Source organism: Flavobacterium tibetense, assembly GCF_003293845.1.
GTDB classification, from domain to species: domain Bacteria; phylum Bacteroidota; class Bacteroidia; order Flavobacteriales; family Flavobacteriaceae; genus Flavobacterium; species Flavobacterium tibetense.
Genome location: NZ_QLST01000012.1, coordinates 1 through 22,414 on the forward strand (window position 1 = coordinate 1; position 22,414 = coordinate 22,414).

Below are 22,414 nucleotides of genomic sequence, written 5' to 3' on the forward strand. Positions count from 1 at the left end.
ATGTTTCTATGTGGTTTGATTTTTTTTACCACATAGAAACAAAGGTTTCAACTATATAGCTTTTAGTTGTTGCACTTTTCAGAGGTTTCATAGCTATGTCTAAATATAATGCTATAATTTACTCTTAAAATAATTTCTATGTTTCTATGTGGTTTAATCTTATTATAATCTAACTGCAATATTTTGCTTCTTTAAAAACTGTTTCAATGCTGGAATTTCGATTTCTTGATAGTGAAAAACACTGGCGGCTAAAGCGGCATCAGCTTTTCCATTGACAAAGGTTTCTGCGAAATGTTCCATAGTTCCCGCACCACCAGAAGCGATGATGGGAATATTTACGATTTCGGATAACTTGGCTAAAGCTTCATTAGCAAAACCGTTTTTGGTTCCGTCATTATTCATCGAAGTAAATAAGATTTCCCCAGCACCACGTTGCTCGACTTCTTTTGCCCAATCGAATAAATTCAATTCTGTTGGAACTTTTCCACCAACTAAATGTACTATCCAATCGCCATTAATTTGTTTGGCATCAATAGCCACAACTACGCATTGACTTCCATATTTTGCTGCAATTTCATTAATCAAATCGGGATTTTTAACGGCTGAGGAATTGATTGAAATCTTATCCGCACCATTACGAAGTAAAATATCAACATCTGCAACAGACGAAATGCCACCACCAACGGTAAACGGAATATTAATCGAAGCTGCCACTTTTCGAACCAAGTCAATTAATGTTGCACGACGCTCTTCTGTAGCGGAAATATCTAGAAAAACGAGTTCGTCAGCGCCAGTTTCGGCGTATTTCTTTGCTAATTCTACTGGATCTCCAGCATCTTTTAAATCCACAAAGTTGACACCTTTAACGGTTCGTCCGTTTTTGATGTCTAAGCAGGGAATGATTCTTTTTGTTAACATATGTTTTTTGTTACACAGAGTTTACTACGTCAGTTCGCTATCGCTCGGGTCACGAAGTTTTCACAGAGTTACACAGCGACTTTTGCGAATCTTTGTGTTTACTTTGTGTGACTTTGCGCTATAATTTTATTATATAATTTTCTAATTGTTTTAAACTGATTCTGCCTTCGTAAATGGCTTTCCCGATGATGGTGCCTTCGCAACCTAATTCGGCTAATTTGGGTAATTCATCGAAAGTGGAAATGCCGCCTGAGGCGATTAGTTTTAATCTCGCTTCTCGACTTCGCTCGAAATGACATGCTTGGTTTGACAAATCGGAATCTAAAATTCTTTGGTACAATTCAAAACTTGGACCTTCCAGCATGCCGTCTTTGGAAATATCGGTGCAAATCACGTATTGAATGCCTTCTTGTTGGTAGCCTTGAATAAACGGTATGACCTCTTCTTTTGATTCTTCTAACCAACCCGAAATCGCTATTTTTTCATTCATGGCATCGGCTCCTAAAATGATTTTATCAGCTCCGTATTGTTGTATCCAAGATTTGAAAACATCGGGTTGTTTTATGGCGATACTTCCTCCTGTGATTTGATTCGCCCCACTTTCAAAAGCAACTTTTAAATCAGCATCGGATTTTAAACCACCACCAAAATCGATTTTTAAACTCGTTTTAGAAGCGATTTGTTCCAAAACTTTATAGTTCACAATTCGGCTTGATTTGGCTCCATCTAAATCTACCAAATGCAAATACTCAATTCCGTGTGCTTCAAACGATTTGGCTACTTCCAATGGATTTTCGTTATATATTTTCTTGGTATCGTAATCGCCTTTGGAAAGTCGGACGCATTTTCCTTCGATGATGTCTATTGCTGGGATTATTCTCATTTTTTTTGGGGTTTTAGGTAATAGGTTATAGGTTAAGAAAGTTTTTCAAAATTTGTTCTCCAAACAATCCACTTTTTTCTGGATGAAATTGCACTCCGAAGAAATTATCGCGTTGTAATGCTGTGCTATATTCTTGTTCGTAACTGGTTGTAGCAATCGTATTTTCCGATAAAGGCGCATAATAACTGTGAACCAAATACATGAATTCGTTTTCTTTAATTTCTTTAAATAATGGCGATTTCAGATTGTAAATTGTATTCCAACCCATTTGTGGGACTTTTACTTCGTTTGAAAATTTTACGACATTCACATCAAAAATTCCTAATCCATTGGTATCACCTTCTTCAGAATGTTTACACATCAATTGCATGCCCAAACAAATTCCCAAAACCGGTTGTTTTAACGTTGGAATCAACACATCTAAACCACTATCCACCAACATTTTCATGGCACTACTCGCCTCGCCTACGCCAGGAAAAATGATTTTATCAGCTGATTTTATAGTGTTCCAATCATTCGTAACAATTCCTTCAAAACCAAGTCGTTCCAAAGCAAAAATAACACTTTGAACATTTCCGGCACCGTAATCTATAATAGCTATTTTCATATTTTTATAGTCGCAGTATTCAGTCGCAGTCGCAGTTCAAATGGAGTTATTTCTGCCAACTGAGACTGTGACTGATTACTTTTTTTTATAACATTCCTTTGGTTGATGGTAAAATCATTTTTTCTGTATCTCTTTTCACAGCCACTTTTATGGCTTTTGCGAAAGCTTTGAAAATCGCTTCAATCTTGTGGTGTTCGTTCGTGCCTTCTGCTTTGATGTTTAGATTGGCTTTAGCTCCATCTGTAAAGGATTTGAAGAAGTGAAAAAACATTTCCGTTGGCATTTGACCAATCATTTCACGTTTAAATTCTGCTTCCCAAACGAGCCAATTTCTTCCTCCAAAATCAATGGCTACTTGAGCTAAACAATCGTCCATTGGTAAACAAAATCCGTAACGTTCGATGCCTAATTTATTACCTAAAGCTTTTGCAAAAACTTCTCCTAAAGCAATCGCAGTGTCTTCAATTGTGTGGTGTTCGTCTACTTCTAAATCGCCTTTGACTTGGATGTCTAAATCCATTTGACCGTGACGTGCAATTTGGTCTAACATGTGATCAAAAAAGGAAATTCCGGTATTGATGTTACTTTTTCCTGTTCCGTCTAAATTTAATTTGATGTTGATGTCGGTTTCATTCGTTTTTCTGGAAATTGAAGCCGTTCTTTCGTTCAATTTTAAAAACTCATAAATCCTTTGCCAATCATTGGTTTGTAAAGCGATTACATTTTGTAATTCTTCCAATGATGATGCGATTTCATTTCCACCCAAATTTTCTTCGTTTATGATGAAAATCGCTTTTGAACCTAGATTTTTTGCCAATTCTACATCGGTAATTCTATCGCCAATTACATAAGAATTTTCCAAATCGTATTCCGGATTGTTCAAATACTTGGCTAACATTCCAGTTCTAGGCTTTCTTGTTGGTGCATTGTCTTCTGGAAAACTGCTGTCTATAAAAATTTCATCAAATGTTATTCCTTCATTTTCAAATGATTTCAGGATGAAATTTTGGGTTGGCCAAAACGTTTCTTCTGGAAAACTTTTGGTTCCTAAGCCATCTTGATTGGTTACCATTGCCAATTCGAAGTCCAATTCTTTAGCAATTTTACTCAAGAATTGAAATACTTTTGGATAGAATTCCAATTTGGTCAAGCAATCCAATTGGTAATTTTCTGGTTCTACAACCAAAGTTCCGTCTCTATCTATAAATAGTACTTTTTTCGGCATTGTTGAAGGTTTTTAATAATTCAATAATTTGTTCGGTTTCTTCTTTACTTCCAACGCTAATTCGGAGGCAATTTTCGCAAAGCGGTTGGTTACTTCTATTACGCACTACTATTCCATTTTCTAAAAATTGTTGGTACCTGAAATTGGCATCATCTACTTTTATCAAAATAAAATTAGCTACTGATGGAAACACTTTTTCAACAAAACTGCATCTTGCAAGTACGGTTTCCAAACGTTTTCTTTCTGTAATTATTTTTTTTACTTGCGCTGGCATCGTGCTTTGGTTCAACTTCTTAATAGCCGTTTCTTGCGATAAACCATTAACATTATATGGTGGTTTTATTTTGTTTAAAACCAAAATAATTTCTCTGGAAGCATACAAAATTCCGATACGTAATCCAGCCATTGCATAGGCTTTTGATAAAGTTTGTGTAATGATTAAATTTGGGAAATCTTTTAAAACACTCAACCAACTTTCTTCTTCAGTAAAATCAATATACGCTTCGTCTAAAACTACCAAGCCTTTGAATTGATTGAGAATTTTTATAACAGATGAATCCGAGAAAGAATTTCCTGTTGGGTTATTGGGCGAACACAAAAAGATGATTTTGGTATTGGCATCCACTGCATTTAAAATCGCATCAACATTAGGTTGAAATTCTTCATTTAGCAACACTTCTCTATTCTGAATAGCATTGATATTAGCTAAAACGCCATACATTCCGTAAGTTGGTGGTAAAGTGATGATGTTATCTCTATTAGGTTCGCAAAACGCTCTAAAAATTAGGTCTAAAACTTCATCGCTACCATTTCCTAATAAAATAGCGTCTTTTGAAACATTATTTTTATCGCCAATGATGGCTTTTAATTCTCTCTGTTGTGGATCTGGATAACGATTTATGCCGTTAGTAAACGGATTTTCATTGGCATCCAAATAAATCATAGGTTTTGTAAATTGTTCAAACTCATCACGTGCTGAGGAATACGGACTCATTTTTTTTACGTTCTCTCTGATTAATGATTGAATATTCATAACTTTTATTTTAGTCTTAATGAAACTGCATTTTTGTGTGCTTGTAACCCTTCGGCTTCTGCCATAATTTCAATAGCTTTTCCAATGTTTTGAATTCCAATGTTTGATATTTTTTGGAAGGTCATTGCTTTCAAGAAACTATCTAAATTAACTCCACTATAACTTTTGGAATAACCGTTTGTTGGTAGCGTATGATTGGTTCCTGAAGCATAATCGCCAGCGCTTTCTGGTGTGAAATTTCCAATGAAAATCGAACCAGCGTTTTGAATGCCATCTACGAAATAATCTTCGTTTTTGGAACAAACAATAAAATGTTCTGGACCATATTCATTTATTAACGATAAAGCGGTCTTTTCGGTTTCCACATAAATCAATTTGGAATTATTGATGGCAACTTGCGCTATTTCTTGTCTTGGTAAAACTTCTAATTGTTTGTATACTTCTTCTTCCACATCATTCAAGATGTTTTTATTGGTAGTAACCAAAATCACTTGGCTGTCTTTTCCGTGTTCGGCTTGACTTAATAAATCGGAAGCTACGAAGCTTGGAATAGCCGTTTCATCGGCGTAAACTAATAATTCACTTGGCCCCGCTGGCATATCTATAGCGACTCCGTTTTGGGATGCAAATTGTTTGGCAATCGTTACAAATTGATTTCCAGGTCCGAAGATTTTATATACTTGCGGAATAGTTTCAGTTCCAAAAGTCATTCCTGCAATGGCTTGAATGCCACCCACTTTATAAATTTTGGTAACACCACATAAATCAGCGGCATAGAGAATTGCGGCATTTATTTTACCATTTTTATCAGGTGGCGAACACAAGATAATTTCTTGACAACCTGCAATTTTTGCTGGAACAGCCAACATTAAAACTGTTGAAAATAACGGAGCTGTTCCACCTGGAATGTACAAACCCACTTTTTGAATTGGTCTTTTTTCTTGCCAACACGTAACTCCTATAGTAGTTTCTACTACAATTTTATCCGTTTTTTGAGCTGCGTGAAATTGTTCGATATTTGATTTTGCTAATTGGATGGCTTCTTTTAATTCGGCAGCAACTTCCTTTTTAGCCGATTCAATCTCTTCTGTAGTGACTTGAATATTGTCCAATGTTACGCCATCAAAGAAAGAGGAATACTTGGCAATGGCTTGATCGCCTTTGTTTTGAACTTCTTTGAAAATCTGCTTTACCGTTTCTTCGATATCGTTGAACGTTTGCGTTGGTCTTTTGCAAATTTCTGACCAAGTTTCGGATTTTGGATTGTATATTTTTTTCATATGTCTAACTTCTAATGTCTATTTTCTATTTTCTAACTTCTTACAGCACCATTTTCTCAATTGGGCATACCAAAATCCCTTTGGCTCCGGCTTCTTTTAGTTGGTCTATGACTTCCCAAAATTTATCTTCATCAATTACGGAATGCACACTACTCCAACCTTCTTCAGCTAACGGCATAACGGTTGGACTTTTTAAAACAGGTAGAATTTTACTGATTTCTGCAATTTTATCATTCGGAACATTCATTAAAATGTATTTTGATTTTCTCGAACGTAAAACCGATTGAATTCGGAATTGTAATTTGGATACTAACTTTCTTGCTTCTTCAGAAATTTGCGGGGAAACAGCTAAAACCGCTTCACTTTTTAAGATGACTTCTACTTCCTTTAATCCGTTTTTGAATAACGTACTTCCGCTGGAAACAATATCTACGATAGCATCTGAGAGTCCGATGTTTGGAGCAATTTCAACCGAACCTGAAATTTGGTGAATATCCACCGTAATTCCTTTGGTAGTAAAGTAATCCACTACTGTTTTTGGGTACGAAGTAGCCACTCGCAATCCGTTTAAATCTTGGATGGAATTGTAGTTGAAATTTTTTGGAACAGCAACAGAAACTTTACATTTTGAGAATCCTAATTTTTCAGCAATTTCGATGTTTTCCCCTTTTTCTACCAATAAATTATCACCTACAATGGCAATATCTACAACGCCATCAATCAGATATTGAGGAATATCGGAATTACGCAAATAGTAAACTTCTAAAGGGAAATTGGACGCATTTACTTTTAATTGGTCGTTTCCGTTGTAGATGGAAATTCCGCAATCTCTCAGTAATTGGATACTTTCGTCGTGTAAACGACCAGATTTTTGAATAGCAATTTTTAAAGTGTTCATTTTTTTAATTTTATATTTTAAAAAAAGTACACCAAGGGATTGAAGAAAATGTGCTTAACATAAAAAAACCCGCTTGATGTACTCAAACGGGTTACTGATTATATGGATTAATTACATAGCATCACTACTTCGCTTGAGCGGAGGTATGATGATGATGATGTAATTGATTTAAAAACATAATTTGTGTTATTATTTAACATGGCAAATATAACAACTAATTTTTCGAATAAACAAAATGTTTTAAAAATTTATATTTTGTTTAATTGAATATGATGAATTTTACTTAAAAGTTATAAAATTGATAAACAAAATCTTTTTATTCTTGCTAATGTAAAATTATTTCTTGCAATAATTTTTACCTTTGGTAATAAATTCAAAAAATGTTTCGTCACCAAGGAAATTCGAGAACTTTAAAACACAACATACGATTAGCCACTTTATTGTCGTTTGTCTCTGGTATTGTGAATGTTTGCGGATTATTTGCTTTTGGTGTTTTAACTACCAATGTTACTGGACATTTCGCTTTTTTTTCTGAAGAATTAGTTCGATTTGAGTACCAAACTGCGTTGATTTTTTTACTATTTACACTTTGCTTTTTGTTGGGTGCATTTTTGTCTAACTTTCTAACAACTTTAGCCACCAAAAAGAATAGTAAAAATCCGCATTTTTATCCAATCGTTTTGGAAATAATTTTAATTCTATTTGTTGGTTTTTCTGTTTATGAAGCTGATAATTCGGTAATTAATACCCAATTATATACATTTTCTCTACTAATTGCAATGGGAATTCAAAACGCTTTAGTTACTTATGTTTCAAAATCTGTTGTGAGAACTACCCATTTAACAGGACTATTTACCGACTTAGGAATTGATTTATCGCAATTGCTTTTTAATAAAACGGTAGAGACTAGACTTACTCTTTTAAATAATATCTTGTTGAAATTTTCAATTATTTTGTTTTTCTCTTTTGGCTGTATTTTGGGAGGTTACTTATTCCACTATTTGAAACTGAAAACCTTGTTGGTAGCCAGTTTATTTTTAATTATAGCTTTATATTTTGATTTTTTGCGCTATCGTTATTTTCTGCTAAAGCGAAAAATGAAGTAAGAAGTTTATAACAATCCGTTATATTTTCTAATAAACCATTCTGAACCAAGTGTTAGTACCAAAAGTACAAGCAACCAAAACCATTCAATTAATGGTGATTTTTTGGTTACTTCCTTTTCAACTGGACTGAAATTTGGGTTTTTCAAAAGTTGCTCAATGAGTGCTTCTATTTGATTGGGATGAAATAATTCGCCATTGGTATTTGTTGCTAATTGCTGTAAACGAGAAATATCTGGATTGACAAATTGTTTTTCCATTTCAAAATCGAGCACTTCAAAACTAGATTTATAGGTCGCATTTGAGGATTTTTCTTTAACAACAAACGAATAATTTCCTTTAGATAAATTATCAAAATTCACTTCATAATTAGACGATGATTTCAAGAAATCATAGGTTTTTGAAGCTTTTGTTTCGTTGTTAATTACTTGAATGGTGAGTTGGGCTTTATCGTCAAATTCGTAATTTTTATTGAAATATTGTGCCGAAATAGTAATCGTTTCTCCCGAATTATAAAACGATTCATGAGAAACAATTAGTGACTTTTTACTTGAATTAGCGCTTAAAAATTGAATGGTTTTATCCATGAACAAATCAAAATCAGTAAATGTTTTCTTTTGTAAATAGCTTTCCATACGCCATTTCCAGATGTTTTCCCCAAAAAGATATGCTTTTCGTTGGGTTCCTTCTTCTGCAAATGCTAAAAGTGGATTTTCTAAAGTAACTGTTCGAATTCTTGCTTGTAATAACGTAGCTTGGTTCTTTTTAGCTGTAATAGTTCCGAAAGCATTTTCTAATGGAGGGAAATTTTCAAAACCAATATTTTCCTGTGCAAACAAATTGAACGTAGCGTCAAATTGCGCCGAATAATTCTCCACTTGATTCGTCATTTTAAACGAAAAATCGTCTTGTATTTGATTTAAGAAATTGAAATCGGTATGTTTTCCTGTAATTAAAAAGGTATTAGTGTTAGCCTTTTTGGTAGTTTCAAAAATAGATTTAAAAGCAGCTGTTGGTTGGTAAAATATAACCAAATTAATATTTTCTAATGAACTGATTTCATTTGATTTAAGAATAGTTAATTTACGCATTACATTAGATTCAATACTGCGTTTTAAAGCACTAATATCTGGATGAATGATATCCGAAATAATGGCAATTTCACTTTTTTGATCTATGATTTCTACAGCGAAATTCTTTGTGTTATTTGAAGTGTTTTTTTCAGGAATTCCACTTGAAATAACGGCTTTGTATTTTTGTAATCCAACCGATGTTGCTTCTAGTAAAGCGGAAATGGTTTGTACTTTTTTGTCTTTGGTAAAGGAAACTTTTTGCTTAAAAATAGTTTGATTCCCATTTTGAATCGCAAAATCAGCAGTAATCGCTTTAGTACCGTTATATTGCACAAAAACTTCAACTGGAAATTTATTTTTTAAGAAAGCGTATTTATTTACATTCAAATCATTGATTTTCAAATCAAAAACCGTAGCAGTATCTCCCAAAACAATTGGAAAAACCGTTGTGTTTTCTTGAAAATTGTATACATAGTCTTTTCCAACGGTTTGATTTCCATCGGTTAACAATGCTATTGGGTATTTTTTATTGCGATACAATTGCTTTAGATTATCAGCAACTGCGGCAATATTGGTTTGATTTCCAGAAAAATCGAAAGTTGTTGCTGGTTGTAAATCATTGGCCAATGCAAACAATTGTACATCAAATTTTTCTTGAAGTGCTTTGTTTGTTGTTATTTGTTCGTGAATTTTCCAATTATTCTCGTTTTTTTCTAGAAAAGGAATTGATTTGGAGTTATCTACAACAATTGGTAATGGTGTTTTTTCAACTTCGTAAGTTGAACGAGAAATAATTGGGTTAATCAACAATAAAAAGACCAATAAATACGATGCAAAACGTAAAAAAGCCAAAAGCCAATTCCATTTGGACTGACTTTTAGCTTTATAAAAATATTGGTAATACGACAAAACTCCAGCGAGTACTACTGAAAAAACGAGAAGTAAAATGGTGGTGTTTGTCATTTTAAAGTTTATTGTTTATGGTTTATGGTTGTATTAGTTCATGGTTAACAACAAACGATAAACTAATTACCATAAACTTTTTTAAGTTAGCATTCCTCCGTCAACGTTAATTACTTGACCAGTTACATAGGCGCTCATATCTGAAGCTAGGAAAACACAAACATTGGCTACATCTTCTGGGGTTCCACCACGTTTCAATGGAATAGTTTCTCTCCAACCTTTAACAACGTCTTCGTTTAATTTGGCAGTCATTTCTGTTTCAATAAATCCAGGAGCAATTGCATTACAACGGATATTTCTTGAACCTAATTCTAAAGCAATGGATTTGGTGAAACCATTCATACCTGCTTTTGAAGCGGCGTAATTGGCTTGACCTGCGTTTCCTTTCACTCCTACTACACTACTCATATTCACGATAGAACCTTTGCGGTTTTTCAACATGATTTTTTGTACCGCTTTTGTCATGTTGAAAACAGATTTTAAGTTGATATCAATCACTTTATCAAAATCTTCTTCTGACATACGCATTAACAAATTGTCTTTGGTGATTCCTGCATTGTTAATTAGAACATCTACAGTTCCAAATTCAGCAATAACATCATCCACTAATTTTTGCGCTTCATTGAAGTCTGCTGCGTTTGATTGGTATCCTTTTGCTTTAACACCTAAAGCGTTTAATTCATTTTCCAAAGCCATAGCTGATTCTACAGACGAACTGTAAGTAAAAGCTACGTTTGCGCCTTGTTCTGCAAAAACTTTTGCTATTCCGCTACCAATTCCTCGGCTTGCACCCGTAATGATAGCTACTTTTCCTTCTAATAATTTCATTTTCTGTATAGTTTGTTAATTCGTTTAGCAAATATACTAATTTACTTTTTGAAAAAAGAAAAGCCCTACAAAATGTAAGGCTTCAAATTTATTTATTTTTTGGATTGATTATCCTAAAACTTCTTTTACTTTTTTACCGATTTCTGCTGGAGAATCTACTACGTGAATACCACATTCTCTCATGATACGTTTTTTAGCTTCTGCTGTATCATCAGCACCACCAACGATTGCACCTGCGTGACCCATTGTTCTTCCTTTTGGAGCAGTTTCACCAGCGATGAATCCAACAACTGGCTTACGGTTTCCGTCAGCTTTCACCCAACGAGCAGCATCAGCTTCTAATTGACCACCAATTTCACCAATCATGATGATGATTTCAGTTTCAGGATCGTTCATTAATAACTCAACAGCTTCTTTTGTAGTTGTACCAATGATTGGGTCACCACCAATTCCAATAGCCGTTGTAACGCCTAATCCTTGTTTTGCTACTTGGTCAGCCGCTTCATAAGTTAACGTTCCTGATTTAGAAACAATACCAACTGTTCCTTTTTTGAAAACAAAACCTGGCATAATACCCACTTTAGCTTCATTTGGTGTAATTACACCTGGACAGTTAGGACCAACTAATCTACAGTTTTTACCTTTAATATAATCGAATGCTTTAATCATATCAGCTACAGGAATTCCTTCTGTAATACAAATGATAACTTTGATTCCTGCATCAGCTGCTTCCATAATAGCATCAGCTGCAAATGCTGGCGGTACGAATAAAATAGAAGTGTCTGCTCCCGCTTTTTCAACAGCGTCTTTAACTGTATTAAAAACAGGTCTGTCTAAATGCATAGTTCCACCTTTTCCTGGCGTTACACCACCTACTACGTTTGTTCCGTATTCAATCATTTGAGAAGCATGGAAAGTTCCTTCACTTCCTGTAAATCCTTGAACAATTATTTTTGAATCTTTATTTACTAAAACACTCATGATATGATAATTATATTGATTTTTATTTAATGTGTTGCAAAAGTAAGTTTTTTTGATAAAAAACTGCTAAAATTTTAATGTATTTTTTTAAGCCAATTTGCTAATTTGGTATCCTTTTAAAATAGTGGCTTCTTCAAACTCCCAAATCACCATAACTTTAGCAATTGGAATTAATGAATTTGGGTTTTCCAAAGTACTTAATTTGTGTAAATAATGTACAGCAATTTTATTGTTTTCTTCAACTATTGAAAAAATATCAACATCAGAAAACTCGTAGTTCGCGTTTAATTCGTCAGCTAAATTAAGAATAGCTTGTTTGTTCATTTCGTGATAACCCTCTGAACTTTCCCATTGTAAAATAAAATTTTCAGCTAATAACGAGTTAAGAAATTCTTTATTTCTCAAACCGTCTTCAGCATATAATTTCTGAATTAACGCTTTTCTTGTCATCTTACTTTAATTTATCTAAAATTTCAGGGATTTTCTTGATATTGGCTAATTGCTTTAGTTTTTCTCTAGATTCTTCAATTGGTGTTCCAAAATACGTTTTTCCACCATCAATTGATTTAGTAACTCCAGTTTGTCCCATTACAACTGCTTTAGAACCAATTGTTATTCCGCTAGTTGTTCCTACTTGACCCCAAAGTGTTACTTCATCTTCAATAATAACACAGCCAGCAATTCCGGTTTGTGCGGCGATTAAGCATTTTTTTCCAATGATGGTATCGTGACCCACATGCACTTGATTGTCAATTTTGGTTCCGGAACCAATAGTAGTATCTCCAGTTACGCCTTTGTCAATAGTACAAAGTGCACCAATTCCAACATTATCTTCGATTACTACTCTACCACCAGAAAGTAATTGGTCAAAACCTTCCGGACGCTTTTTGTAATAAAAAGCATCAGCTCCTAAAATGGTACCTGATTGAATGATTACATTGTCTCCAATTACACAGTTGTCATAAATAGTAACATTAGCATGAATAATACAATTTTTACCAATGGTAACTTGATTTCCAACAAAACAATTGGGTTGAATAACAGTTCCTTCACCAATTTTAGCTGTTGGAGCAATAGCTGCATTTGAAGCTTGAAATGGTCTGAAATGATTGGTAAGTTTATTGAAATCGCGAAAAGGATCATCAGAAATTAACAATGCTTTCCCTTCTGGACAATCTATTTGTTTGTTAATTAAAACAATAGTAGCAGCCGATTGTAAAGCTTTGTCGTAATATTTGGGATGGTCAACAAAAACAATATCACCTGGAGTTACCACGTGAATTTCGTTCATTCCTTCAACAGGAAAAGAGGCGTCACCAACAAATTCGCAACTGATAATTGCTGCAATTTCTGATAAAGTATGGGTTCGATTAAATTTCATTCAATTGAAAAAATTAATTTTGGATAGTAAATCAAAAAAGCCCCAACCGTAATTGAGGCTTACTTGTTATATTCTTTCCATGTATTTTCCTGAAGCGGTATCAATTTTAATTTTATCTCCTTCATTGATAAATAAAGGAACATTAACAGTAGCACCCGTCTCAACCGTAGCTGGTTTCGTTGCGTTTGTAGCTGTGTTTCCTTTAACTCCTGGTTCTGTATACGTTACTTCCAAAATTACAGAAGCCGCCATATCAACTGATAACGGCATATCAGTTTCTGTGTTAATTTGAATCATTACATTTTCTCCTTCTTTTAATAAATCTGGAGCATCTAGAACATTTCTATTTAAAGTAATTTGTTCAAAAGTTTCCGTATTCATGAAATGAAAATCATTTCCTTCAGCATATAAATATTGGAATGTATGTGTTTCTACACGAACTACATCAATTTTATGTCCTGCTGAAAATGTATTGTCTAGTACTTTTCCGTTAGTTAACGATTTTAATTTAGTTCTTACGAAAGCTGGACCTTTTCCTGGCTTTACGTGTAAGAATTCAATAATTTTATAGATATCGTGATTGTATTTGATGCATAAACCGTTTCTGATGTCTGATGTACTTGCCATTTTATATTTGTTTGAATGATAATTAATACTAATAAATTCCTGTGTAACCTTTCATAATACCTCTTGACGAGCTTCTAATGAATTGAATAATTTCATCACGTTCTGGAGTTGCTTCCATTTCAGCTTCAATAATACCTAAAGCTTGTGAAGTATTGTAATTTTTTTGGTATAAAATTCGATAAATATCTTGAATTTCTCTAATTTTTTCAGTGGTAAAACCTCTTCTTCTTAATCCAACGGAGTTAATACCAACATAAGATAAAGGTTCTTTTGCCGCTTTTGTAAACGGTGGAACATCTTTTCTTACCAATGAACCACCAGAAATCATCGCGTGATCGCCAATAGAAATAAATTGATGTATAGCGGCTAAACCACCAATGATGGCATAATTACCAACCGTTACGTGTCCAGCCAAAGCTACGCCGTTAACAATAATTGCGTTGTCTCCAATATGACAATCGTGTGCAATATGTGCTGTTGCCATGATTAAACAGTTACTGCCAATTCTTGTTTGCCCAGAAGCAATAGTCCCTCTGTTGATAGTTACACATTCTCTAATAGTTGTATTATCACCGATAACAGCAAGAGAATCTTCTCCACCAAATTTTAAATCTTGTGGAACAGCTGAGATCACAGCTCCTGGGAAAATGTTACAATTTTTACCAATGCGAGCCCCTTCCATAATGGTAACGTTTGAACCAATCCAAGTTCCTTCACCAATTTCAACATTGTTGTGAATTGTTGTGAAAGGATCGATTACTACATTTCTTGCTATTTTGGCACCGGGATGCACATAAGCTAATGGTTGATTCATATTTTTTTAGTTATTAGTAATTAGTAATAAATCATTAGTTATTTTAACTAATTCTAAATTCCAATTACTTTGTTTTTACTATTTTACTTTAACAATTTGCGCCATTAATTCGGCTTCTGAAACTAACTTTCCATTGGCATACGCATACGCTTGCATGTGACAAATTCCTCTTCTGATAGGGGAAATTAAATCACATTTGAAGAATAAGGTGTCACCAGGTAATACTTTATTTTTGAACTTTACATTATCAATTTTCATGAAATACGTCAAGTAATTTTCTGGATCAGGAACGGTACTTAAAATTAAAATTCCTCCGGTTTGTGCCATGGCTTCAATTTGCAAAACACCTGGCATAACTGGTGCTCCAGGAAAATGTCCAACAAAGAAATCTTCATTCATAGTAACATTTTTCAATCCAACTACATGCGTATCAGATAATTCCAAAATTTTATCAACCAATAAAAATGGAGGTCGATGTGGTAATAAATTCATGATGCCATGAATATCCATTACAGGCTCTTTATTGATATCGTATTGAGGAACATTATTACGCTCTTCTAATTTGATAATCTTTGCCATTTTTTTTGCAAACTGTGTGTTTACATAATGACCCGGCTTATTAGCAATAACTTTTCCTTGAATTCTTGTTCCAATTAAAGACAAATCTCCCACAACATCTAATAATTTATGTCGAGCTGCTTCATTTGGAAAATGCAAAGTCAAATTATCTAAGATACCATTAGATTTAACCGAAATAGTTTCTTTATTAAATGCTTTCTTTAGGTTTTCCATAGTTTCTGTAGAAATTTCTTTATCTACATAAACAATGGCGTTATTCAAGTCGCCTCCTTTAATTAGTCCGTTATTTAATAACGATTCCAATTCGTGTAAAAAACTAAACGTTCTACAGTCTGCAATTTCAGATTTGAACTCTTTGATACCTTTCATTGTAGCATTTTGTGTACCTAATACCTTAGTGCCAAAATCAACCATTGCAGTTACGCAATATTCTTCAGAAGGAATAACTGTGATTTCACTTCCGGTAGCTTCATCAACAAAAGAAATAACATCTTTTACAACATAAACTTTTCTATCCGCTTCTTGTTCAACAACACCTACTTTTTCAATTGCTTCAACAAAGTATTTCGAAGAACCATCCATAATTGGAAGTTCAGAAGCATCTAATTCAATGATTACATTATCCAAATCACAACCCACTAAAGCCGCTAAAACGTGCTCTGGTGTTTGAATCATTACACCTCTTTTCTCTAAATTTGTTCCGCGTTGTGTATTTACAACATAATTTGCATCGGCTTCAATAATAGGTTGCCCCTCTAAATCTACTCTTACGAATGTAAAACCATTGTTTACTGGAGCTGGTTTAAAAGTCATTGATACCAATTGACCTGTGTGTAAACCAACACCTTTTAAAGAAATTTCTGCGGCAATTGTTGTTTGCTTCGCCATGATTACTTGATTATTTTGAGTTGTTATTATCGTTTTTTAAAGCTTCTAAATCGGCAGCCATTTTGGGTAAGTTTCTGAAAATTACAAAAGATTTAGCAAAATCACCATAGTTGAAAGCGGGACTACCTTGAACCACTTCTCCAGCTTCTAAATTTTTTCCAATTCCTGATTGTGCTTGAATTTTTACACCATCACCAATTACTAAATGACCCGCAAAACCTACTTGTCCGCCAATTAAACAGTTTTTACCAATTTTAGTAGTTCCTGCAATTCCAGTTTGTGCTGCAATTACTGTATTTTCACCAATTTCAACATTGTGAGCAACTTGAATGTGATTATCTAATTTCACTCCTTTTCTAATGATGGTTGAACCTAAAGTAGCTCTATCAATAGTGGTACAAGCTCCAATTTCAACATCATCTTCAATAATTACATTGCCAATTTGAGGAATTTTTCGATAGGAACCGTTTTCTTGTGGCGCAAAACCAAATCCATCAGAACCAATAATACTTCCTGAATGAACAATACAATTATTGCCAATTACTGTTTCTGAATAAATTCTTACTCCAGCAAAGAAAACACAATCATCTCCTATTGTTACATTATCGCCGATAAAACTATTGGGATAAATTTTTACATTTTTACCAATAGTTACATTTTTACCCAAATAACAAAAGCTTCCCAAATACAAATCAGCACCATAAGTAACGTTTTCAGAAATCATGGAAGGCTGTTCAATTCCAGATTTCATCAATTTAACTTGATTGTAATACTCTAGAAGTTGGGAAAAAGATTGATAAGCATCTTCTACTTTAATCAAAGTAGTGGAAATTTCTTGTTCTGGCTCAAAAGTATGGTTCACAATCGTGATGGTTGCTTGAGTTGAATAGATGTAATTGTTGTATTTTGGATTAGCCAGAAAAGTCAAAGAACCTTCCGTTCCTTCTTCAATTTTGGCTAATTTATAAACTTCTGCATTAGGATTTCCTACTACTTCTCCTTGTAAAATCCCTGCTATTTGAGCTGCTGTAAACTTCATTTATTTGTTTTATTCGATTGAATCAGACCACATGAAACCACTTCATCTTGGCAAAAATATAAAATTTAATTAAAACGCTATGCATCTAGCATCACTTTTGGAAAGCAAATAAAATATTTAGTCACTGGTTTTGACAAAGCTTTCAAATGCAATTGGTCTGATGCTTCTACAACATCTTCAACCGTTTTGTCTTTTTTAAGTATTCGAATAGGTTCGCTCAACTTACTATAAGCTTGATTTTTTAATTTTCCTTTAAACACAAAATAATCCGCTTCCTTATCAGAAATTTTCGCATAAGTCATGAATTTATTTTTAATTGCTAACAAATTCTCTTTGTTGGGTTTATCATCTGTCATTTGAATCTTTAGTAAATCACGATTTAAAATCATTTTGCATAAAGATTGCAACACAAAATCATCATGAAATTGCCATGATTTTATTGCTCCCATTACATCATAATCATCCAAAAAAGCAAATTTATCCAGAACAGTTTTATCGAAATCTACTAAAGAAATTTTATTTTGCATGAAAAACTGCAAGGGTTCGCTACATGGTAAAGTTATTCCTTTTTGAGTCAACTCTTTTGCGCGTTTTAGTATTTTGGTCAAAATCAACTCAGCCACAACACTAGTTTTATGCAAATAAGCTTGCCAATACATTAATCTTCGGGCAACCAAAAATTTTTCTACCGAATAAATTCCTTTTTCTTCAATTACCAAAACATCATCTTGCACGTGCATCATTTGAATTAAACGCTCACTATTGATGTTTCCTTCTGCTACACCGCTATAAAAACTATCGCGTTTTAGATAATCCATTCGATCCATATCTAACTGACTTGAAATCAATTGCAACATGAATTTTCTGTGATATTCTCCTTTAAAAACTTGAATGGCTAACGCTAATTTTCCATCAAATTCTCTATTCAATTGTTCCATGAAAAATAAGGATAATTCTTCATGATGCACTTCTTCTACAATACTGTGTTCCATAGCGTGACTATATGGACCGTGACCAATATCGTGTAACAAAATTGCAATGTATAACGCATTTTCTTCTTCTTCCGAAATAGCAACTCCTTTAAATTGTAAAGTTTGAACCGCTTTTTGCATAATATGCATACAACCTAACGCATGATGAAAACGTGTGTGATGCGCTCCAGGATAAACCAAATACGACATTCCCATTTGCGAAATACGACGCAAACGTTGAAAATAAGGATGCTGAATTAAATCGTAAATTAAAGAATTAGGAATGGTAATAAAACCATAAATGGGATCATTGAATATTTTGAGTTTATTGGTTTGGCTCACAAGTATATATTTTGATTAGCAAATGTAGGGATTTTTTAAACTAATTTATTTGATTAAAAAATTTGATGTCTTCAGGTTGATGTAATAAAATCTATGATTTTTTTCAAAGAATTTACCCGAACCAAATATTATTTGTTCTTTCCAAAATTTAAAATGTGGAGAGGATTCTTTTAAATCTTTAAACTTTAGCATACCTACAAAAATAATTGAATCGTTCGAATCTAAATAACCAGAATATTGTCTATTAAATATTTCAAAATGCTTTTTAATTTTTGAGGGTTTATCAGATATAACATCAAATTTACCGCTTAATTGATATTTTTCACGCATCATCTTTCTGTAATTAGGATAATTCTTAATAAAAATCTCTTCGGCTCTAATTATCTGATTTAAATTTGGCTTAAAAGTTGTCTGTTTTTCAAAAAATGATAAACTAGAATTATTCTGGTATTTTGTAAATATAACGCCTTCTCCTTTATAAAATTTTGGCAACTTAATCACTGCCGGTTTTTCTTGTACAACAAGAAGAATTAATATTAAAGAAAAAAATATTTTCATTTTATATTTTTAAAGAAAACAAATATACCATAAATTTTATACAATATTTAATACAAACCTCGTTTAATAAATAGTAACTTGCACACAAATTAAGAAGAAATGAGCCAAATAAAAATACTTTGGGTAGACGATGAAATTGATTTATTGAAACCACACATTCTTTTTTTAGAAAAGAAAAATTACCACGTAACTACTTGTAATAACGGGCAAGATGCCATTGAATTATTTGATGAAAACAGTTTTGATGTTGTTTTTCTTGATGAAAATATGCCCGGTTTAAGTGGATTAGAAACTTTATCCGAATTAAAAGAAAAAAAAGCTTCAGTTCCTGTAATTATGATTACTAAAAGTGAGGAAGAATATATCATGGAAGAAGCTATCGGTTCTAAAATTGCCGATTATTTGATAAAACCAGTAAATCCAAACCAAATTCTATTGAGTTTGAAGAAAAACTTGGATCATTCGCGTTTGGTTTCTGAAAAAACGACTTTGGATTATCAAAAAGAATTCCGAAAAATTGCGATGGATATGGCTATGGTGAATTCTTATGAAGATTGGGTAGAATTGTATAAGAAGTTGGTATATTGGGAAATGGAATTGGAAAATATTGAAGACCAAAGTATGGTTGAAATATTAGATAGCCAGAAAGCCGAAGCTAATGTGCAATTTGGAAAATTTATCGAGCGAAATTATGAAGATTGGTTTACTCCTAATGCAGATAAACCTATTTTGTCTCATGAAATTTTTGGTACTTATGTGGCACCTGAAATCCGAAAAAAAGACAAACCTATTTTATTTGTAGTTATTGATAATTTGCGTTACGACCAATGGAAAGCCTTTGAAAGCATCGTAAACAATTATTATAAGTTAGAAAAAGAAGCGAGCTACTACTCTATTCTTCCAACAGCTACACAGTATGCAAGAAATGCTATTTTCTCAGGATTATTACCATTGGATATGGAAAAAAAATATCCGCAATACTGGAAAAATGATGTAGACGATGGCGGAAAAAATTTATTCGAAGGCGAGTTTCTAACCGAACAACTAAAACGTTTGGGATTAAATATCAAACAAGAATATTACAAGATTACCAATTTTAAAGATGGTAAAAAATTAGCTGAGAATTTCAAAGGTTTAAAAAACAACGTTTTAACTACAATTGTTTACAATTTCGTAGACATGCTTTCACACGCCAAAACGGAAATGGAAGTTGTTAAAGAATTAGCTTCTGATGATAAAGCGTATCGTTCATTAACGGTGAGTTGGTTTAAAAATTCCCCTTTATTAGATATTATCCAACAAGCACAAAAGCAAGGTTTCCGTTTGATTTTAACTACTGACCACGGAACTATTAACTGTAAAAATCCGTCAAAAGTAATTGGTGATAAAAACACCAGTTTGAATCTTCGTTATAAAACCGGAAGAAGCTTAACTTATGAAGACAAAGATGTTTACGCAGTGAAAGATCCAAAGAAAATTGGTTTACCAGCATTAAATATGAGCAGCTCTTTTATTTTTGCGAAAAACGATTTATTTTTGGCTTATGTAAATAACTTCAATCATTATGTGAGTTATTACCGAAATACTTACCAACATGGTGGAATTTCGTTAGAAGAAATGATTATTCCATTTTTAGTTTTAGAGCCAAGATAATTAAGTAAAACTTGATTTTTTATATGACCATAATTTACAGTTTAGAAGAAATTAATGCAATTGCAAAACAAATTCTCGCGACACATTTATTAAAGAAGATTATCATATTTCATGCACCAATGGGAGCAGGAAAAACTACATTAATTAAGGAATTGGTTAAAGAATTGGGTGTAAAAGATAATTCGAGTAGTCCAACGTTCTCTTTAGTGAATGAATACCGAACAACAGCTGGTGAACCTGTTTATCATTTTGATCTGTATCGATTAAATTCGGAAGAAGAAGCTTATGATATGGGCGTTGACGAATATTTTTACTCTGGCAATTGGTGTTTTATTGAGTGGCCTGAAAAAACTCCTAATTTAATTCCAATTGATCATGCTTCAATAACTATAAAAGTATTACCAAACGACAAAAGAGAATTAGTTTTTAAAAATTAATACCAAAAGAGAATAGCGATTTAAAGTGCTATTCTTTTTTTTTCTAAAACTATTTCCACATCTATAAAAATATTCTTAAATTGGCTAAATTAAACACAACTCAATAGCAACTCATGTACAGTCCGTTTTCAAAATCACAATTGCTTCCGCAAGAAGAAAAACTAGAAATTGCTCGTCATAAAAGTGATTTGTTCATTGGTATACCAAAAGAAACTTCCTATCAAGAACGCAGAATTTGTTTGACTCCAGATGCTGTGAGTTCGCTTGTTTTTTACGGACATCGCGTGATGATTGAAGCTGGAGCTGGTTTGAGTTCGAGTTATACAGATAAAGAATACAGCGATGCGGGTGCTGAAGTGACCAATGATACTAAAAAAGTATTCAGTTGTCCCATGATTTTAAAGGTTGAACCACCTACTCTAGCTGAAATTGACCTAATGAATCCACAGACAATTTTGATTTCTGCTATTCAATTAAAAACTCAGAAAAAGAGTTATTTTGAAGCATTGGCAACTAAGAGAATTACAGCATTGGCATTCGAATTTATAAAAGACGAAGACGGTTCGTATCCTGCAGTGAAATCCTTGTCAGAAATTGCTGGTATTGCATCCATTCATATTGCAGCGGAATTAATGATAAATCAAAACATCGGTAAAGGTTTATTGTTTGGTAATATTACTGGAGTTCCGCCTACAGAAGTTGTTATTCTTGGAGCTGGAACTGTGGCCGAATTTGCAGCAAGAACTGCACTAGGTTTAGGGGCAAGTGTAAAAGTTTTCGATAATTCTATTACCAAATTAAGACGCTTACAAAACACTTTAAATCAAAGAATTTTTACATCAACTATACAAGAAAAATCTTTATTGAAAGCTTTACGCCGATGTGATGTTGCTATTGGAGCGATGCGAGGAAAAAACAGAACACCTATTGTCGTTACAGAAACTATGGTGGAACACATGAAAAAAGGTGCTGTCATAGTTGATGTAAGTATTGATACTGGCGGTTGTTTTGAAACTTCAGAAATCACAACACACGATAAACCTACATTCATCAAAAATAATGTGATTCATTATTGTGTACCCAATATTCCTTCAAGATATTCCAAAACTGCTTCATTATCTATAAGTAACATCATAACTCCGTTTTTATTAAATATTGCCGAAGATGGCGGTATTGAAAGCGCAATAAGATGCAACAGAGGTTTAAAAAATGGAATTTATTTTTATCATGGATTACTAACCAATAAATCAATAGCCGATTGGTTTCATTTAGAACACCGAGATATCAATTTAATTGTATTCTAATTTTTACAAACTATTCTAAAATCAGTATT

The 22,414-nt window shown here is 33.2% G+C and carries 22 protein-coding genes; 4 read left to right on the top strand and 18 right to left on the bottom strand.

Annotated features, from left to right (window positions below):
* Window positions 1-162 precede the first annotated feature (162 nt).
* The 7 genes from hisF to hisG form a co-directional block, all read right to left on the bottom strand.
* Window positions 163-918 (bottom strand): imidazole glycerol phosphate synthase subunit HisF, encoded by a 756-nt coding sequence (hisF, locus tag DPN68_RS09885; protein ID WP_113989496.1) that lies wholly within the window; start codon window positions 916-918, stop codon window positions 163-165.
* Window positions 919-1,036: 118 nt separating this feature from the next.
* A complete protein-coding gene (hisA, locus tag DPN68_RS09890; protein WP_113989497.1) occupies window positions 1,037-1,801 on the bottom strand; it encodes a 1-(5-phosphoribosyl)-5-[(5-phosphoribosylamino)methylideneamino]imidazole-4-carboxamide isomerase in 765 nt (254 codons plus the stop codon).
* 25 nt (window positions 1,802-1,826) lie between these two features.
* The gene (gene hisH, locus DPN68_RS09895) at window positions 1,827-2,408 is read right to left on the bottom strand and encodes an imidazole glycerol phosphate synthase subunit HisH (protein ID WP_113989498.1); all 582 of its coding nucleotides are present in this window, start codon (window positions 2,406-2,408) and stop codon (window positions 1,827-1,829) included.
* 85 nt (window positions 2,409-2,493) lie between these two features.
* The gene (gene hisB, locus DPN68_RS09900) at window positions 2,494-3,633 is read right to left on the bottom strand and encodes a bifunctional histidinol-phosphatase/imidazoleglycerol-phosphate dehydratase HisB (protein ID WP_113989499.1); all 1,140 of its coding nucleotides are present in this window, start codon (window positions 3,631-3,633) and stop codon (window positions 2,494-2,496) included.
* On the bottom strand, window positions 3,605-4,675 hold the full coding sequence (hisC, locus tag DPN68_RS09905; RefSeq protein WP_113989500.1) for a histidinol-phosphate transaminase: 1,071 nt from the start codon (window positions 4,673-4,675) through the stop codon (window positions 3,605-3,607). The genes hisB and hisC overlap by 29 nt, the downstream gene beginning before the upstream one ends.
* Window positions 4,672-5,946, bottom strand: a complete 1,275-nt coding sequence (gene hisD, locus DPN68_RS09910; RefSeq protein WP_113989501.1) for a histidinol dehydrogenase — start codon at window positions 5,944-5,946, stop codon at window positions 4,672-4,674. Before hisD ends, hisC begins: the two co-directional genes overlap by 4 nt.
* Before the next feature lie 40 nt (window positions 5,947-5,986).
* The gene (hisG, locus tag DPN68_RS09915; protein WP_113989502.1) at window positions 5,987-6,844 is read right to left on the bottom strand and encodes an ATP phosphoribosyltransferase; all 858 of its coding nucleotides are present in this window, start codon (window positions 6,842-6,844) and stop codon (window positions 5,987-5,989) included.
* Window positions 6,845-7,224: 380 nt separating this feature from the next.
* On the opposite strand from hisG, the gene DPN68_RS09920 reads away from it, so the two are divergent.
* Complete coding sequence (locus DPN68_RS09920; RefSeq protein WP_113989503.1) at window positions 7,225-7,950, top strand: YoaK family protein; 726 nt, start codon at window positions 7,225-7,227, stop codon at window positions 7,948-7,950.
* Between the two features lie 5 nt (window positions 7,951-7,955).
* Here DPN68_RS09920 and DPN68_RS09925 read toward each other — a convergent pair whose 3' ends face one another.
* The 11 genes from DPN68_RS09925 to DPN68_RS09975 form a co-directional block, all read right to left on the bottom strand.
* Window positions 7,956-9,983 (bottom strand): hypothetical protein, encoded by a 2,028-nt coding sequence (locus DPN68_RS09925; RefSeq protein ID WP_113989504.1) that lies wholly within the window; start codon window positions 9,981-9,983, stop codon window positions 7,956-7,958.
* Between the two features lie 81 nt (window positions 9,984-10,064).
* A complete protein-coding gene (fabG, locus tag DPN68_RS09930; protein WP_113989505.1) occupies window positions 10,065-10,811 on the bottom strand; it encodes a 3-oxoacyl-[acyl-carrier-protein] reductase in 747 nt (248 codons plus the stop codon).
* Window positions 10,812-10,919: 108 nt separating this feature from the next.
* Window positions 10,920-11,792 carry a succinate--CoA ligase subunit alpha gene (gene sucD / locus DPN68_RS09935; RefSeq protein ID WP_113989506.1) on the bottom strand — a complete coding sequence of 291 codons (873 nt, stop codon included), beginning with the start codon at window positions 11,790-11,792 and terminating at the stop codon, window positions 10,920-10,922.
* Window positions 11,793-11,879: 87 nt separating this feature from the next.
* Entirely contained in the window at window positions 11,880-12,242 is a 363-nt protein-coding gene (locus DPN68_RS09940; RefSeq protein ID WP_113989507.1) for a hypothetical protein, read from the bottom strand.
* A 1-nt stretch (window position 12,243) separates the two neighbouring features.
* Window positions 12,244-13,173: a UDP-3-O-(3-hydroxymyristoyl)glucosamine N-acyltransferase gene (locus DPN68_RS09945; protein ID WP_113989508.1), complete on the bottom strand. Its 930-nt coding sequence runs from the start codon at window positions 13,171-13,173 to the stop codon at window positions 12,244-12,246.
* A gap of 66 nt (window positions 13,174-13,239) precedes the next feature.
* On the bottom strand, window positions 13,240-13,800 hold the full coding sequence (gene efp, locus DPN68_RS09950) for an elongation factor P (RefSeq protein ID WP_113989509.1): 561 nt from the start codon (window positions 13,798-13,800) through the stop codon (window positions 13,240-13,242).
* Window positions 13,801-13,828: 28 nt separating this feature from the next.
* Window positions 13,829-14,614: an acyl-ACP--UDP-N-acetylglucosamine O-acyltransferase gene (gene lpxA, locus DPN68_RS09955; protein WP_113989510.1), complete on the bottom strand. Its 786-nt coding sequence runs from the start codon at window positions 14,612-14,614 to the stop codon at window positions 13,829-13,831.
* Window positions 14,615-14,692: 78 nt separating this feature from the next.
* Entirely contained in the window at window positions 14,693-16,081 is a 1,389-nt protein-coding gene (locus tag DPN68_RS09960; protein ID WP_113989511.1) for a bifunctional UDP-3-O-[3-hydroxymyristoyl] N-acetylglucosamine deacetylase/3-hydroxyacyl-ACP dehydratase, read from the bottom strand.
* Between the two features lie 10 nt (window positions 16,082-16,091).
* On the bottom strand, window positions 16,092-17,120 hold the full coding sequence (lpxD, locus tag DPN68_RS09965; protein WP_113989512.1) for a UDP-3-O-(3-hydroxymyristoyl)glucosamine N-acyltransferase: 1,029 nt from the start codon (window positions 17,118-17,120) through the stop codon (window positions 16,092-16,094).
* Between the two features lie 77 nt (window positions 17,121-17,197).
* Window positions 17,198-18,433 (bottom strand): HD domain-containing protein, encoded by a 1,236-nt coding sequence (locus tag DPN68_RS09970; RefSeq protein WP_113989513.1) that lies wholly within the window; start codon window positions 18,431-18,433, stop codon window positions 17,198-17,200.
* Between the two features lie 45 nt (window positions 18,434-18,478).
* Window positions 18,479-18,991: a hypothetical protein gene (locus DPN68_RS09975; RefSeq protein WP_113989514.1), complete on the bottom strand. Its 513-nt coding sequence runs from the start codon at window positions 18,989-18,991 to the stop codon at window positions 18,479-18,481.
* Between the two features lie 99 nt (window positions 18,992-19,090).
* Here DPN68_RS09975 and porX point away from each other — a divergent pair, with 99 nt between their 5' ends.
* The 3 genes from porX to DPN68_RS09990 all read left to right on the top strand — a co-directional run bounded on the left by porX (window position 19,091) and on the right by DPN68_RS09990 (window position 22,385).
* A complete protein-coding gene (porX, locus tag DPN68_RS09980) occupies window positions 19,091-20,644 on the top strand; it encodes a T9SS response regulator signal transducer PorX (RefSeq protein WP_113989515.1) in 1,554 nt (517 codons plus the stop codon).
* Between the two features lie 23 nt (window positions 20,645-20,667).
* Window positions 20,668-21,081: a tRNA (adenosine(37)-N6)-threonylcarbamoyltransferase complex ATPase subunit type 1 TsaE gene (gene tsaE / locus DPN68_RS09985; protein WP_113989516.1), complete on the top strand. Its 414-nt coding sequence runs from the start codon at window positions 20,668-20,670 to the stop codon at window positions 21,079-21,081.
* Window positions 21,082-21,194: 113 nt separating this feature from the next.
* Complete coding sequence (locus DPN68_RS09990; protein WP_113989517.1) at window positions 21,195-22,385, top strand: alanine dehydrogenase; 1,191 nt, start codon at window positions 21,195-21,197, stop codon at window positions 22,383-22,385.
* Window positions 22,386-22,414: the final 29 nt, after the last annotated feature.